Source organism: Trabulsiella odontotermitis, assembly GCF_030053895.1.
In the GTDB taxonomy this organism is placed as follows: domain Bacteria; phylum Pseudomonadota; class Gammaproteobacteria; order Enterobacterales; family Enterobacteriaceae; genus Trabulsiella; species Trabulsiella odontotermitis_C.
This window is the reverse complement of record NZ_CP125781.1, coordinates 560701-575605: the sequence shown is the minus strand read 5'-3', so window position 1 is coordinate 575605 and position 14905 is coordinate 560701. Positions and strand designations below refer to the sequence as shown.

Below are 14905 nucleotides of genomic sequence, written 5' to 3'. Positions count from 1 at the left end.
CTAAGGACTTATGTATGTCAGGAGAACACACCATTAAAGCCATTCGCGGCGCGTTTCTCGATGTCACCCGTGCGGTGGAACATCCCGAAGAGATCGAATCCGCACTGCGTTTTATTGAGGATGGCTTACTACTGGTTCGTAACGGAAAAGTAGAATGGTTTGGCGAGTGGCAGGACGGAAAATCCCGCGTCCCCACCAGCGTTCGCATTCGTGACTACCGCGGTAAGCTGGTTGTGCCGGGCTTCGTCGATACCCACATCCATTATCCGCAATGCGAAATGGTCGGCGCCTACGGCGAACAGTTGCTGGAATGGCTGAGCAAACATACGTTCCCGACGGAACAGCGCTATGCCGATCTCGACTACGCCCGGGAAATGTCCGCGTTTTTCCTCAAACAGTTGCTGCGCAACGGCACCACCACGGCGCTGGTATTCGGTACTGTGCACCCGCAGTCGGTGGATGCGCTGTTTGAGGCGGCCAGCCACATCAATATGCGACTGATTGCCGGCAAGGTGATGATGGACCGCAACGCGCCGGAATATCTGCTGGATGACGCCGAATCGAGCTATCAGCAAAGCAAAGCGCTGATTGAACGCTGGCATAAAAATGGCCGTTTGCTCTACGCCATCACGCCGCGCTTCGCCCCCACTTCCACACCCGAACAATTAGAAATGGCCCGTAAACTGCGCGAAGAATTTCCCGACACCTGGGTGCATACGCATCTCAGTGAAAACGTGGAAGAAATTGCCTGGGTCAAAGAACTGTTCCCGGAGCGGGAGGGCTACCTCGACGTTTACCACCACTACGGGCTGACGGGGAAAAGATCCGTGTTTGCTCACTGCGTACATCTGGAAGAGAAAGAGTGGGACTGCCTGAGCCACACGCATTCCTCCATCGCTTTCTGCCCGACCTCCAACCTGTACCTCGGCAGTGGATTGTTCAATCTGCAAAAAGCCTGGCACAAGAAAGTCGCCGTGGGCGTCGGGACTGACATCGGCGCAGGCACCACCTTCAATATGCTGCAAACGCTGAACGAAGCCTACAAAGTCATGCAGCTTCAGGGATGCCGGTTGTCAGCATATGAAGCGTTTTATCTGGCGACGCTGGGCGGTGCCCGCTCGCTGGGTCTCGATGACTGTATTGGCAATTTCCATCCAGGCAAAGAGGCCGATTTTGTCGTGCTGGAGCCGACCGCAACGCCGCTACAACAGCTGCGCTACGACAACTCGGCGTCTCTCATCGACAAGCTGTTCGTCATGATTACCCTGGGCGACGATCGCTCGATTTATCGCACGTATGTCGATGGCCGTCTGGTTTATGAACGTACCTGATAAAAAAATCACTTTCTGCAGGGGATACCACTATGGCAGACGATTCACTACACACGCCCGGCGCCGCTAACCCGCGCGGCGGCCTGGATGCTTACTTTAAAATTTCCGCACGCGGCAGCTCGGTACGCCAGGAGATCCTGGCGGGCCTGACCACGTTCCTGGCGATGGTTTACTCGGTGATTGTGGTTCCCGGGATGCTGGGCAAAGCCGGGTTTTCACCGGGCGCAGTGTTTGTCGCTACCTGTCTGGTGGCGGGGTTTGGCTCATTGCTGATGGGGCTGTGGGCAAACCTGCCGATGGCAATCGGCTGCGCCATTTCACTGACCGCTTTTACCGCGTTCAGCCTGGTGCTGGGCCAGCAAATCTCCATTCCCGTGGCGCTCGGCGCGGTGTTCCTGATGGGGGTGATTTTTACCGCCATCTCCGTCACCGGCGTGCGCTCATGGATCCTGCGTAATCTGCCGATGGGGATCGCCCACGGCACCGGGATCGGCATCGGTTTGTTCCTGCTGCTGATTGCCGCCAACGGCGTCGGGCTGGTGATCAAAAACCCGCTCGACGGCTTGCCGGTCGCACTGGGCGCCTTCACCTCCTTCCCGGTGATGATGAGTCTGCTGGGTCTGGCGATGATCTTTGGTCTGGAGAAAAGCAAAATCCCCGGCGGGATCCTGCTGACGATCATCGGTATTTCGATCATCGGCCTGATTTTTGATCCGACAGTGAAATACCACGGGCTGGTTGCGATGCCATCGCTGACCGATGACAAAGGGAATTCGCTGATCTTCACCCTTGATATCATGGGCGCGCTGAAGCCGTATGTGCTGCCGAGCGTGCTGGCGCTGGTGATGACCGCTGTCTTTGACGCCACCGGCACCATCCGCGCCGTCGCCGGGCAGGCGAACCTGCTGGATGAAAATAACCAAATCATCAACGGCGGCAAAGCGCTGACCAGTGACTCGGTCAGCTCTATCTTCTCCGGATTGGTCGGTGCGGCACCGGCGGCAGTGTATATCGAATCTGCGGCGGGAACCGCGGCGGGCGGAAAAACCGGTCTCACTGCCGTGGTGGTCGGGGTGCTGTTCCTGCTGGTGCTTTTCCTGTCGCCACTTTCGTACCTGATCCCAGGTTACGCCACCGCACCGGCGCTGATGTACGTCGGATTGCTGATGCTCAGTAACGTCTCGAAGCTCGACTTTAACGACTTTATTGATGCGATGTCAGGCCTGGTGTGTGCGGTGTTTATCGTGCTGACCTGTAACATCGTAACCGGCATTATGCTCGGGTTTGTGACGCTGGTGGTTGGTCGCGTGTTTGCGCGGGAATGGCAGAAACTGAATATCGGTACAATCGCTATCGCGGTGGTGCTGGTTGTCTTCTACGCGGGTGGCTGGGCCATCTGACACACTGCCCGGCGGCAACGCCGGGCATCTCATGACTACAGCCGGTTTAACAGGCTGGCATGCTTCACTAACTGCTGCTTTTGCAGCGCCGCTAACGCGTCATCCGTCATGATCCGCAACGCGGTCGTCGGGCAGACTTCCACACAAGCAGGCCCGGCGTCACGTTGACCGCACATATCACACTTCACGATCCGTGGATGACGGTTTTCCGAGGTCACGATGGTGATCGCCCCGAACGGGCAAGCCACCGCGCAGCTCTGACAGCCGATGCAGCGTGAATCATCCGCTTCAACGGACGCCGCCCCCATTGTCAGCGCGGCGACCGGGCACGCCGCCACGCACGGTGCATTCTCGCACTGGTGGCACATCACCGGGACGCTAAGCTGACTCAGACGCATCACCGTCAGTCGCGGCAACAGCTGAGTGACGCCCGGCTCATGCTCCAGCGCACAGGCCAGTTCGCAGGTACGACAGCCGATGCAGTCGTCCGCGCTGGCAACGATAAAACGGGTCATACGGCCTCCTTCAGTCGAAAACTCGCCAGCATCTCCCGGGCAGCCTGTCGGCCCGCCGCCATGGCAGTAACAACGAGGTCTGCGCCATGGACCGCATCCCCCCCGGCGTAGATTCTGGCGTGCGTGGTTTGCGTGCTCGTCCGGCCTTTGCCGCCGGTGATGATTTGCCCCCAGCGATCCAGTTCAACGCCATGCCCCTGTAACCATGGCATCTCGTGCGCCTGGAACCCGAACGCCATCACCAGCACGTCGGCAGGAAGTTCAAACTCAGAACCCGCCACCGGGCGCGGACGCCGACGCCCGTCTGGCCCCGGCTCGCCCATTTCGGTGCGGATGAGCCCGACAGCGGTCACCTGCCCTTTCCGGTTGCGGCTGATGTACTTTGGCTGAACGTTGAAAAGAAACTCGACCCCCTCTTCGCGGGCGTTCACTACCTCTTTTTTCGAGCCAGGCATGCTCAGTTCATCACGCCGGTAGGCGCAGGTGACGCTGGCCGCGCCACGACGAATGGAGGTTCGCAGGCAGTCCATTGCGGTATCGCCGCCGCCCAGCACCACTACCCGCTTACCGTGAATTTCGGTCAGCGGATACTCCTGGCTCTCTTCCAGTCCCATCACCTCGCGGGTGCTGGCGATAAGATAAGGCAGCGCCTGAATCACGCCAGTGGCGTCTTCGCCGTCAATCCCGGCAGCCATCAGCCCGTAAGTGCCAACGCCGAGAAAGATTGCGTCGTAATTCGCCAGCAGATCATTGAAAGACACATCGCGCCCGACATCGCTGTTGAGATGGAAGCGGATCCCCATCTCGCTGAAGATCTCGCGTCGCTGGCTCAGCACGGATTTATCGAGCTTAAAGGGCGGAATGCCGAAGGTCAGCAGACCGCCGATTTCCGGGTGCCGGTCAAAGACATCCACCTGCACACCTGCGCGAGCCAGAATATCCGCACACCCCAGCCCTGCCGGTCCGGCGCCGATCACCGCCACCCGTTCAGCGCGTGGCGACACAGCGCTCATGTCGGGTCGCCAGCCCATGGTCAGCGCCGTATCAGTGATATAGCGCTCCAGGTTGCCGACGGTGACGGCGCCGTGATGATTTTTGAGCGTACAGGCGCCTTCGCAGAGCCTGTCCTGCGGGCATACGCGACCGCAAATCTCCGGCAGCGAACTGCTCTGGTGGCACAGCTCGGCGGCCTCAATAATGTTTCCTTCCTTCACCAGACGGATAAAATCCGGAATGTGGTTATGCAGCGGACAGGTCCAGTTGCACCACGCTTTTTGTGAACAATAGAGGCAGCGCGAACTTTCGTAGTTGGCCTCGGTGCCATTCAGCCCGCGGTAGATCTCCGCAAAATGGGTTTTCCGCAGCTCTGCCGGGAGCTTTTCCGCTCCTTTGCGTGGCGGTTTTTTCAGAAACTCCCGGCTGTTAGCGGCGGGGGACCGCTGCGTATTCTGCCCCTGCGCCGCGCGCCGTTGCCTTTCGCGTTGCAGCCGCGCCAGCCCGTCGTCATCCATCAGACGTAGCGCCTGCGTCGGGCATGCTGCGACGCACTGCTGTTGCCCGGACGGATGCTGATGACAGAGGTCGCATTTCTGCGCCAGTGGCGCATTGCCTGCGGTCGCCACCATTTCAATCGCGCCGAACGGGCAGGCAATCGCGCAGTTTTTACAGCCAATGCATTTTGCCCTGTCGAGCTGGACGCTGTGGTTTTCAACACGCAGCGCGTCGGTCGGGCAGGAGGTGACGCAGGGCGCGTCATTGCAGTGCCGGCAGGTGGTGGTATTACTTGCCGTCTGCTGTGAGATAACGTGGATACGGGGGGTAAACTCGTGGCGCGCCAGCGGCCAGCTATCCTGACGATGCGATGTGACGCAGGCCACTTCACAAACATGACAACCGATGCACTCTGCCGCATCGGCAACAATGAACTTATTCATTCGTGTCCCTTTTCTTGTTTTTGATATCAACAGGGAACGCAATGCAATAATCAGACGCGTTTTGTTCAGAGCACAAACCATGCAGCAATTTTGCGATGCGCCTCAACATTACGCGCAAAAGGGCTGCCGCTCGGCCACAGTGACGTTTCGCAAGTGAATCATTGAGAGAGTCAGAATGATTAATTTTCTCTCAATTTGAGAAAAGGTAACGTTCTCCTTCCGTTGCGCTGTGTTGTCTCATCCGCGGGCGACCGTGCTTTTCTGTGATAGTCGCCGCATTTCAATGACTTTCCGCGCTCGGTGCAAAAAACTGGCACTCCCTAAGCATACTTTCTCCCGGATTTGCATTGTCACCCTTTCGCACTCTGCTCAGCCGATCTTTCAGGATCGCGCTGTTGGATAACAAGGAGATTTAGTTATGAGCGCCATTGATTCTCAGCCACCATCGGTCTCTGGCAGCCCCAACGCAACTGATGAGGTGGATCGTATTTTGTCACCAGGGAAGTTGATCATTCTGGGGTTGCAACATGTTCTGGTTATGTACGCGGGCGCCGTCGCCGTACCGCTAATGATTGGCGACAGGCTTGGATTGAGTAAAGAAACGATCGCGCTGCTGATCAGTTCCGATCTCTTCTGCTGCGGCGTCGTCACGCTGTTGCAGTGTATCGGCATCGGTCGCTTTATGGGCATCCGGTTGCCGGTGATCATGTCTGTCACTTTCGCCGCCGTCACACCGATGCTGGCCATCGGGATTAATCCCGACATTGGCCTGATGGGGATTTTCGGCGCCACCATTGCCGCGGGTTGTATCACGACGCTCCTCGCCCCGCTCATCGGCCGGTTGATGCCGTTGTTTCCCCCGTTAGTGACCGGTGTGGTGATTACCTCCATCGGGCTCAGCATTATTCAGGTGGGGATCGACTGGGCGGCAGGCGGCAAAGGTAACCCGGAATATGGCAATCCGGTTTACCTCGGCATTTCGTTTGCCGTGCTGCTGTTTATTCTGCTGGTGACGCGCTTTGCCAAAGGCTTTATGTCCAACGTCGCCGTGCTGCTGGGGATCGTTTTTGGTTTTGTGCTGTCGATGCTGATGAACGAAGTGAATCTCACCGGCCTGCATGATGCCAAATGGTTTGCCATCATCACGCCGCTGGCGCTCGGTACACCGGTCTTTGATCCGGTGTCGATCCTCACCATGACCGCGGTGATGATCATCGTGTTTATTGAATCCATGGGGATGTTTCTGGCGCTTGGCGAGATCGTCGGACGCAAGCTGACCCCGCAGGATATCGTTCGCGGCCTGCGTGTGGACGGCGTCGGCAGTATTTTCGGCGGCATCTTCAACAGCTTCCCGCACACCTCGTTTTCGCAGAATATCGGTCTGGTTAGCGTCACCCGGGTGTATAGCCGCTGGGTGTGCATCGCCTCGGGCGGGATCCTGATTATGTTCGGCATGGTGCCCAAAATGGGTGTGCTGGTGGCGTCCATTCCGCAGTTTGTGCTGGGCGGCGCGGGGCTGGTGATGTTCGGTATGGTGCTGGCAACGGGGATCCGCATTCTGTCGAGGATCAACTACACCACCAACCGCTACAACCTGTACATTGTTGCCATCAGTCTCGGGGTGGGGATGACGCCCACGCTGTCGCAGAATTTTTTCTCTAAATTTCCGTCAGAGCTCCAGCCGCTGCTGCACAGCGGGATCATGCTGGCGACCATCAGCGCCGTACTGCTGAACCTGTTTTTCAATGGCTACCATAAACACAATACCGGGCTGGTGCCTGAAAACCCGAACGCGCCACACCGCTCGCCACGTACTGTGCGCATGTGGTTGCTGATGCGGAAGGTGAAAAAAAGCCAGCACGAGGAGTAACTCCCACACTGCTGGCGGCTCCGGTCGTCAGCAGATCACATTTCTGGCATCAAATCATGACCCCGTGGAAAGTCATGTTATCATTTAGCCAGTCAATATCTTTTCATCTCACTCTGAGGCTTTGATGCTGGAGATTGTAACCATCAGATAATCAGCTTCCCGACCCGCCCGGGCCGGACTGGTTATCGCTGCGCTTAAACCTTACGCGAACACCTGCCGGTGTTGGCTCGTTTTTGCACATGATGATTACAGGTATTTTCAGCATGAATATTTCCCGTCAGGAACAACGTACCCTGCACGTTCTCGCCAAGGGCGGACGCATCGCCCATACCCGCGACGCCTCTGGCCGCGTCACCGCCGTTGAGTGCTATTCCCGCGAAGGGTTGCTGCTCAGCGACTGTACGCTCGCCGTTTTCAAAAAACTCAGAACCAAAAAACTGATCCGCTCCGTGAACGGACAGCCTTACCGCATCAATACCACTGGTCTGAACCACGTGCGTTCCCAACTGGATAACCGCTAAGGAGAGTGAAATGAACATGATGATTTCTCAGGAATTTCTTAACGACAATATGATGGGGCCGAACGCCCTGATGCTGGCTGACGAAGTGGCCGATTCGCTTAACCTGAAACCCGGCATGCGGGTGCTTGACCTCGCTTGCGGTACCGGCCTGACGTCGATTCACCTGGCCCGCCGCTATGGTGTTGAGATCGTGGCGATGGATTTGTGGATCGCCGCCGAAGACAACCGACAGCGTTTCACACAGTTTGGGCTTGAGCAGCAGATCACGGCGTTGCATCAGGACATCAACGATCTGCCCCGCGATCGACCTTTCCCGGAAGATCACTTTGACGCGCTGATGAGCATCGACGCCTGGCACTATTTCGGTGCCAGCTCGTCGTTTTTTGATACTCATCTTGTGCCGTTTCTCAAACCCGGCGCGCGCGTGGCGGTGGTCGTTCCCGGTTTAAAAATGCCCTTTAACGATGGCATTCCACCTGAGATGGCGCCGTACTGGCAGTCGGGCATGAACTTCTTCACCGTCGACTGGTGGCGGCAGTTGTGGCAGCAGAGCGCCTTTCTCAGGATGGATCTCTGCGCTGAGAGCGAGGTGACCGACGCGGCCTGGCAATCATGGCTCGGTTGCCATCATCCCTACGCCATCCGCGATCGGGCGATGATAGCCGCAGAAGCAGGGCGTTATTTTAACTTCACCCGCATGACCGGATGGATCGACAAGTAAATCAGTACCCCGCCGGGAGGCGGGGTTTTCAGGGAGAATATATGGATATCAGCGATATCATTTTTACCCGGCGTCCCACACCACTCACTCCCGGCGAGGGCAAAATCCCGTGGGATGATGCCGCCTTCAGCCAGCGTATGCTGGATAACCATCTGTCGCAGGATCACGACTGGGCAAGCCGTAAGTTGCCGGTGATTGAGCAGCAGGTCGCGTGGGTTGCCCGCCAGCTTGCGGACGGTGGTCAGATTCTGGATCTCGGTTGCGGCCCCGGTTTGTATACCCAACGTCTGGCGCAGCGGGGCTACGTCTGCTCTGGCGTCGATTTTTCGCCAGCGGCGATCCACTGGGCGCGGCAACAGGCCCATCAGCACGGTCTCGCCATCGATTATCATCAGCAGGATGTCCGGCACTTTACCCCGGCACAGGCGTTCGATCTGATCATGATGACCTTTGGCGAAATCAACGTGTTCAGCGCAGAAGACACCCGCGCCCTGCTCCGCCGTTGCGCGTCATGGCTCAAACCCGGCGGAAAACTGTTGCTTGAAGTCCATTCGTTTGCGGAAGTGAAACGCCAGGGAGAGGCGGAGCGGAGCTGGCAGCCGTGCCCGGAGGGGCTGTTTGTGGATCGTCCGCATGTGTTGCTCACAGAAAACCAGTGGGATGAGGCCGCGCAGACCAGCACCACGCTTTTCTGGGTGCTTGAGGATAATGGCGTTGTCACACGATTCAGTAGCCAGACGAGAGCATGGCATGACGAGCAGTATCAGCAGTTGCTGGCGGAATGCGGCTTCAGCGATATCAGTAAAATCGCAGGCGATGAATGGCCGGTCAGTGATACCTTTGAGGATAAATTGTTCGCCCTTATGGCGGTGATGACAGGAGACAAAAGATGAAAATTGCCCACGTTGCGCTCTGGACCCGCAATCTCGACGCGCAGGCCGCATTCTGGCAAACCTTTTTTGGCGGTACGGCGAATGCAAAATACCAGAGCCGCAACAATCCGGGTTTTGAATCGTATTTCATCACCCTCGACGAAGGCCCGACCATTGAGCTGATGACGCTACCAGCGCTGACCGATGCCCCGGACAATAAAACAATCACCGGTTGGGCGCACGTCGCGTTGAACGTGGGCAGTAAAGCCAGTGTGGATGCGCTAGCCGATCGCGCGCGTCAGCAGGGTATTCTGAAAAGCCCGCCGCGGGTGACCGGCGACGGCTATTACGAAGCCGTGCTGACCGATCCGGACGGTAATCTGATTGAAATTGTTGGGGAATAACTGACAGGCACGGCGTTTTCAGGCGCCGTGCTGCGGTGAAACTTATTCGTTGAAGAACCAGTAACCCTGATTCACCAGTTCGGTCAGTTCGACCACGAACGCCGGGTTTTGCAGCGCATCGCCCAGTTCGTTCTGGCTTAAGGTGGTGTAACGGCACAGCGCATCAGCCGCGGCGGCATCAACGGTGTTCAGCCGTTCGCTGTTGATGAAGAAACTGTCGCCGATGTTCAGCACCCGCAGCCCGCTCAGGCGGGCCAGCGTTTCTCCGCCCATCAGCGCGTCGTAGATCTCCTCCGGCGCATACGGCGGTTCCGCCGGTGCGATATCCAGCTCGTGACGCGGCGTGGTGGCAAAGCGGCCAAACCACTGGGTGAAATCTTCACGCTGGTTGATCATGTCGATCATCATGTCGCGCAGGCGGTCAAGTTCGTACTCTTCCACCCGGCCCGGATGCTCGCGGCAGGTTAAATCAGGATCACAGTAGTGCTCGCCGCCGAGATCGTTTTCCAGCGCGTAATCGGCAAAGCTGCTGATCAGATCACGGCCATTCGGCCCACGAAAACCCACCGAATAGTTCATCGCGGTTTCATGGGTGAAGCCATCGTGCGGGAAGCCTGGCGGAATATAGAGGATATCGCCCGGTTCGAGATCTTCATCGATGATCGGCGTGAACGGATCAACATGCAGCAGAGCCGGATGCGGGCAGAACTGACGCATCGGCAGTTTGTCCCCCACGCGCCAGCGACGACTACCCATTCCCTGAATGATGAAAACATCGTACTGATCGATGTGCGGCCCGACGCCACCACCCGGTACAGAGAAGGAGATCATCAGATCATCCAGCCGCCAGTCCGGCAGCACGCGGAACGGGCGCACCAGTTCGGCAGACGGCGCATGCCAGTGGTTTACGGCTTGTGCCAGCAGCGACCAGCCGGTTTCCCCCAGGCCGTCAAAATGTTCAAAAGGACCGTTACTGGCCTGCCATTTACCGTCGAAGTGACTGACCAGACGGCTGTCGACTTCCGGCTCCATCGCCAGACCAGCCAGCTCATCTGGCGTGATCGGATCGACAAAACCCGGAAAGGCTTTTTTCAGCACAACAGGTTGTTTTTGCCAGTATTTCTCTAAAAATTCCGGCCAGTTCAGATTCAGTTGATACGTCATCGGTGGGTACCCGTAAGAAGAAGACGGAGGATTATAGAGAGACTCGCCGCGATGCCGCTTTGTCATTGGTCAAGGAACGGTTTACCTGCCCGCGATGTTTTTCGCCAAATATCTACCATGACAATATCTTTAAGATTAATCGCACAGGTTCGCGAGATATAAATCTCATCATAAATTATCTGCGAGTTATAAATGCGTATATATCTCCACATAGAATGTAGTGCTTTGAAGGTAATTTTTGATTTGCTAGCATCCGAATCGGTTCAACGGAGGATCAATAATTAAACAGTGAATGGTTCACTTATTTAATTATTAATATGAACTTTGCTGGAACAAACCAGGAGTTTTTAACAACAGAGCAAATTATTGCTCGCGTGGTTATGACTCTTTATTTTTCAGGTAATTTATACAAACAGGATATTGTTATGAATATGAATAAAGTCGCTATGGCTGTTGCATTCTCTGCTGCTCTGGGTTCTGTGTCAGTTTTCGCGGCTGATACAACGAACGGCATGATTGAATTCCAGGGTGAACTGGTTAATACCGCCTGTGGTCTGGCGCCAAACTCAAGCCCGGTCACTGTTGATTTCGGCCAGATCCCTGTTTCTGCTCTGGCGAATGGCGCGCGTGCTGGCAACGTTCATCAAAACATCGAACTGCAACACTGTGACACCACTGTGGCAGATAGCGCGGTTGTTTCTTACACCCCAACCAGCCTCAACCCGACTGATGGCACACTGGCAGCCTTCACTTCTGGCACCGCGTCTGGCGCCGGGATTGGTCTGCGTGACAGCGCCAGCCAGGATGTCGTCTGGGGCCAGCCGACAACTGCTGTACAGTTGGTTGATGGTTCCAACGTCATTCCATTCGTGGCTTACGTGAAAGCGGAAAGCGCGTCAGCAACGGTAATGGCGGGTACGTTCCAGTCAACCATCAACTTCCAGATCGATTATCAGTAATCCTTCAGAAAGCCGGAGTGCGGGAGTTTTCCCGCACTCATCAAACAGGATGACCGCGTCAGGGAGGGACAGAATGACGATAAGTAAGGCACTCTTTTTGCCCGTTCTATCATGTGCGCTGCTGGGTTCGCTTCCGGCTCCCGCCGCAACCGTGACGCCGGGTTCATTAGCGATGAGCGGTGAGATCATCGAAGCGGCCTGCGCATTTGCCCCCTCGAATCGTGACGTTCTGGTGGAATTCGGCGAGATCTCCGCCGGTCATATCAGCCAGAGTAAAGAAGTGAGTATCACGCGTCCTTTTCTTGTCCAGCTTGCGGGTTGCAGGGTAGTGAAAAGAGAAAATGGCAGCACGCTTTTTCCCTATGCCACCGTGACATTCATGGGTGAAGCCCTGACCTCCGATCCCACCACGCTATTAATTACCGGCGAAGCAGATGGTTTTGGTATTCGTCTGCATGGCCGACACAGCGAAATATTAACGATCGGTAAACCCTCAATGGGATATGAACTCAGTGACGATGATAATACATTGCAATTTACTGCATCACTGGTTCCGGTCCAGCAGCAAAATATTAAAGCTGGCGAGTTCTATGCTGTTGCCCAGGTTTTTATGGATTACAACTAATAAATAAAATTAATAATTCCAGGATGGGACGCAGTATTTTTTCAACAGATTTTTTTGGGACGAAAAATCATGTCGGTTACATTAAAAACAAAAATAACGATAATTGCCTTACAGGTAATGAGTCTCTGTTATGCCACAACTGCATATGCAGATGAGAGCGTTGAATTTAATACCGACGTACTGGATGCGGCGGACCGTTCTCGTATCGATTTGTCCCGTTTTTCAACGGATAACTATGTTACGCCTGGCGATTACCTGCTGGATATCCGTATTAACGGCCAGCCGGTGGGTCAGGAGAAAATTCGTTACATCGACGCGCCTGAAGGCAAGAGCACGATGCCGTGTATCACCGGTGATCTGCTGAGCAAACTGGCGTTAAAAGAAGAAGCGCGACTGAAAGTCGAGCAACGCTTTGAAAACTGCTACACCCTGCAAAGCCTGCCGGGCGCCACCGTAAGCAACTATGCCGGTGTGCTTGAAATCACCGTTCCGCAGGCATGGATGAAATATAACGACCCGGACTGGACGCCGCCCGAGCGCTGGGATCAGGGGATTGCCGGTTTCATTTTTGACTACAGCCTGAACGGGCAGTTAACCCGACAATTTGATCACAGCGACAACTACAGTTCGCTGTCAGGCTATGGTCAGGCAGGCATGAATATCGGCGCCTGGCGTTTCCGTGGCGAGTACCAGACCAGCTACTACAGCGACAACCATCAGTTCGATTTCGACTGGAATCAGCTCTACGCCTATCGTCCGCTGCCGATGATGGCCGCCAAACTGACGCTGGGTGAGATCTACCTCAACTCACAGGTGTTCGACACGCTGCGCTTTACCGGGGTGAACCTCGCCAGCGACGAGCGCATGTTGCCACCGGCGCTGCAAGGTTACGCGCCTGAAATTCACGGTCTCGCGCGCAGCAACGCCAAAGTGACTGTCAGCCAGAGCGGACGGGTGATTTATGGAACCACTGTGCCGGCAGGCCCGTTTAACATTCAGGATTTACGCAGCTCAGTGCGTGGCGTGCTGGATGTCCGCGTAGAAGAGCAGGATGGCTCGGTCTCCACCTTCCAGGTGAACACCGCCAACATTCCATATCTCACACGTCCTGGCTACGTGCGCTACAACGTTTCCGGCGGTGCGCCATCTCGTTACAACCATAAAATCCAGGGGCCGGCATTCCTCTCCGGTGATTTTTCCTGGGGGATCAGCAATGCCTGGTCGCTGTATGGCGGCTTGCAATCCTCCGGTAGAGAGTACACCGCAACCTCACTCGGTATTGGTCGTGACCTCAGCATTCTCGGTGCACTCTCCATCGATGCCACCGAATCCTGGAGCCGCAGGCCCGACGGCAGACGTCTGAAAGGGACTTCGTACAAACTGAGCTACGCGAAAACGTTTGAAGAGTACAACAGCGCGATCACCTTCGCCGGTTACCGCTTCTCGCAGGAAGATTTCCGTACCATGGCGCAATACCTTGATGAGCGTTATCAGGGCTATGACCATCTGGGGCGTGAAAAAGAGCTCTATACCATCACTGGTAACAAAACCTTCTGGGCTGACGAGCCGGGTAAAGCGACGACCGTGTTTATCACCTATACGCATCAGAACTACTGGGACAGGCGCAGTCAGGATCGTTACGGTTTCGCGGTCGGGCGTTCCTTCCGCATCGGCGAAATCAGCGGCATTTCCGCCAACCTTTCCGCGTATCGCACCGAGTACAAGGGGCGCAGAGATGACTCCATCGCCTTCTCGGTGTCGGTGCCGATTGGCGATAACAAATGGGCGGGTCTCGATATTCAGACCAACAACGGCAAGACCAGCCCGATGGCGTCTTATACCGACAACAGCGATTACAACAACCTGTGGCGTATTCGCGCCGGGGCGAGCCAGAGCGGCAACGCGAGCGCCGATGGCTATTACCAGCATCGTTCGCAACTGGCTGAAATCAATACCAACGCCAGCTATCAGCAAAATGAGTACATGGCGATAGGCACTACCCTGCGCGGCGGCTTTACCGCTACGCGCCATGGCGCCGCGCTGCACAACAGCGGCGCCACCATGAACACCGCCCGCGTGATGGTGGATACCAATGGCATCGGCGGCGTACCGCTCAATGGCGAGCGTTCACGCACCAACAGCGCCGGGATTGCCGTGGTACCGGATGTGGTGAGTTACAACAGCTTTGACACCCGCGTGGATGTTGACGCGATGGACGGCGATATCGAACCGTCGAAAGCCATCAGCACCACGACGCTCACCGAAGGCGCCATCGGTTACCAGGCGTTCGGCATGGCGAAAGGGATAAAGATGATGGGCACCCTGCGCCTTGCAGACGGCAGCGAACCGCCCTTCGGCGCGGAAGTGTATAACGGCGATGGCGTCAGCGTGGCGATGGTGATGGAAAACGGACAGGCCTGGCTTGCCGGGGTGAATCCTGACGAAACGCTGAACGTGATGTGGGGCGGCAAGAAACAGTGTCAGGTCACGATACCGCCTGGCATCACCGGACAGCAGGCCGATACGCTGCTGCCATGCCGCCGCTAAGTCGCAATATAACGAGTTATCTTACTGTAATAAAAGGCAAAA

At 56.2% G+C, this 14905-nt stretch carries 12 protein-coding genes and 1 pseudogene; 10 read left to right on the top strand and 3 right to left on the bottom strand.

The genetic code is table 11. The features are described 5' to 3' along the window. The first annotated feature begins 14 nt into the window (after positions 1 to 14). A complete protein-coding gene (gene guaD, locus QMG90_RS02835) occupies positions 15 to 1331 on the top strand; it encodes a guanine deaminase (RefSeq protein ID WP_283282630.1) in 1317 nt (438 codons plus the stop codon). A gap of 32 nt (positions 1332 to 1363) precedes the next feature. Continuing rightward, the gene (locus tag QMG90_RS02830) at positions 1364 to 2731 is read left to right on the top strand and encodes an NCS2 family permease (protein ID WP_283282629.1); all 1368 of its coding nucleotides are present in this window, start codon (positions 1364 to 1366) and stop codon (positions 2729 to 2731) included. Positions 2732 to 2766: 35 nt separating this feature from the next. On the opposite strand, the gene QMG90_RS02825 is transcribed toward QMG90_RS02830, so the two are convergent. Together QMG90_RS02825 and ygfT are read right to left on the bottom strand one after the other, a co-directional pair. Continuing rightward, positions 2767 to 3246 (bottom strand): 4Fe-4S dicluster domain-containing protein, encoded by a 480-nt coding sequence (locus tag QMG90_RS02825; RefSeq protein ID WP_283282628.1) that lies wholly within the window; start codon positions 3244 to 3246, stop codon positions 2767 to 2769. Further along, complete coding sequence (gene ygfT / locus QMG90_RS02820; RefSeq protein ID WP_283282627.1) at positions 3243 to 5180, bottom strand: formate-dependent uric acid utilization protein YgfT; 1938 nt, start codon at positions 5178 to 5180, stop codon at positions 3243 to 3245. The genes QMG90_RS02825 and ygfT overlap by 4 nt, the downstream gene beginning before the upstream one ends. Positions 5181 to 5598: 418 nt before the next feature. Here ygfT and QMG90_RS02815 point away from each other — a divergent pair, with 418 nt between their 5' ends. The 5 genes and pseudogenes from QMG90_RS02815 (at position 5599) to QMG90_RS02795 (ending at position 9568) form a co-directional block, all read left to right on the top strand. After that, positions 5599 to 7050, top strand: a complete 1452-nt coding sequence (locus QMG90_RS02815) for a nucleobase:cation symporter-2 family protein (protein WP_283282626.1) — start codon at positions 5599 to 5601, stop codon at positions 7048 to 7050. A 263-nt stretch (positions 7051 to 7313) separates the two neighbouring features. Next, positions 7314 to 7571, top strand: coding sequence for a YjhX family toxin (locus QMG90_RS02810; RefSeq protein WP_283282625.1), 258 nt, complete (start codon positions 7314 to 7316; stop codon positions 7569 to 7571). A 10-nt stretch (positions 7572 to 7581) separates the two neighbouring features. After that, positions 7582 to 8292, top strand: a complete 711-nt coding sequence (locus tag QMG90_RS02805) for an SAM-dependent methyltransferase (RefSeq protein WP_283282624.1) — start codon at positions 7582 to 7584, stop codon at positions 8290 to 8292. A gap of 41 nt (positions 8293 to 8333) precedes the next feature. Beyond that, positions 8334 to 9161, top strand: a pseudogene (locus tag QMG90_RS02800) (class I SAM-dependent methyltransferase); the annotation flags it as partial. Between the two features lie 20 nt (positions 9162 to 9181). Further along, on the top strand, positions 9182 to 9568 hold the full coding sequence (locus QMG90_RS02795) for a VOC family protein (protein ID WP_283282623.1): 387 nt from the start codon (positions 9182 to 9184) through the stop codon (positions 9566 to 9568). A gap of 42 nt (positions 9569 to 9610) precedes the next feature. On the opposite strand, the gene QMG90_RS02790 is transcribed toward QMG90_RS02795, so the two are convergent. Then, positions 9611 to 10732 carry a ribosomal protein uL16 3-hydroxylase gene (locus QMG90_RS02790; protein WP_283282622.1) on the bottom strand — a complete coding sequence of 374 codons (1122 nt, stop codon included), beginning with the start codon at positions 10730 to 10732 and terminating at the stop codon, positions 9611 to 9613. A 425-nt stretch (positions 10733 to 11157) separates the two neighbouring features. On the opposite strand from QMG90_RS02790, the gene QMG90_RS02785 reads away from it, so the two are divergent. The 3 genes from QMG90_RS02785 (at position 11158) to QMG90_RS02775 (ending at position 14863) form a co-directional block, all read left to right on the top strand. Then, positions 11158 to 11691: a fimbrial protein gene (locus tag QMG90_RS02785; protein WP_283282621.1), complete on the top strand. Its 534-nt coding sequence runs from the start codon at positions 11158 to 11160 to the stop codon at positions 11689 to 11691. Positions 11692 to 11764: 73 nt separating this feature from the next. After that, positions 11765 to 12316 (top strand): fimbrial protein, encoded by a 552-nt coding sequence (locus QMG90_RS02780; RefSeq protein WP_283282620.1) that lies wholly within the window; start codon positions 11765 to 11767, stop codon positions 12314 to 12316. Between the two features lie 69 nt (positions 12317 to 12385). Next, positions 12386 to 14863, top strand: a complete 2478-nt coding sequence (locus QMG90_RS02775) for a fimbria/pilus outer membrane usher protein (RefSeq protein WP_283282619.1) — start codon at positions 12386 to 12388, stop codon at positions 14861 to 14863. Positions 14864 to 14905: the final 42 nt, after the last annotated feature.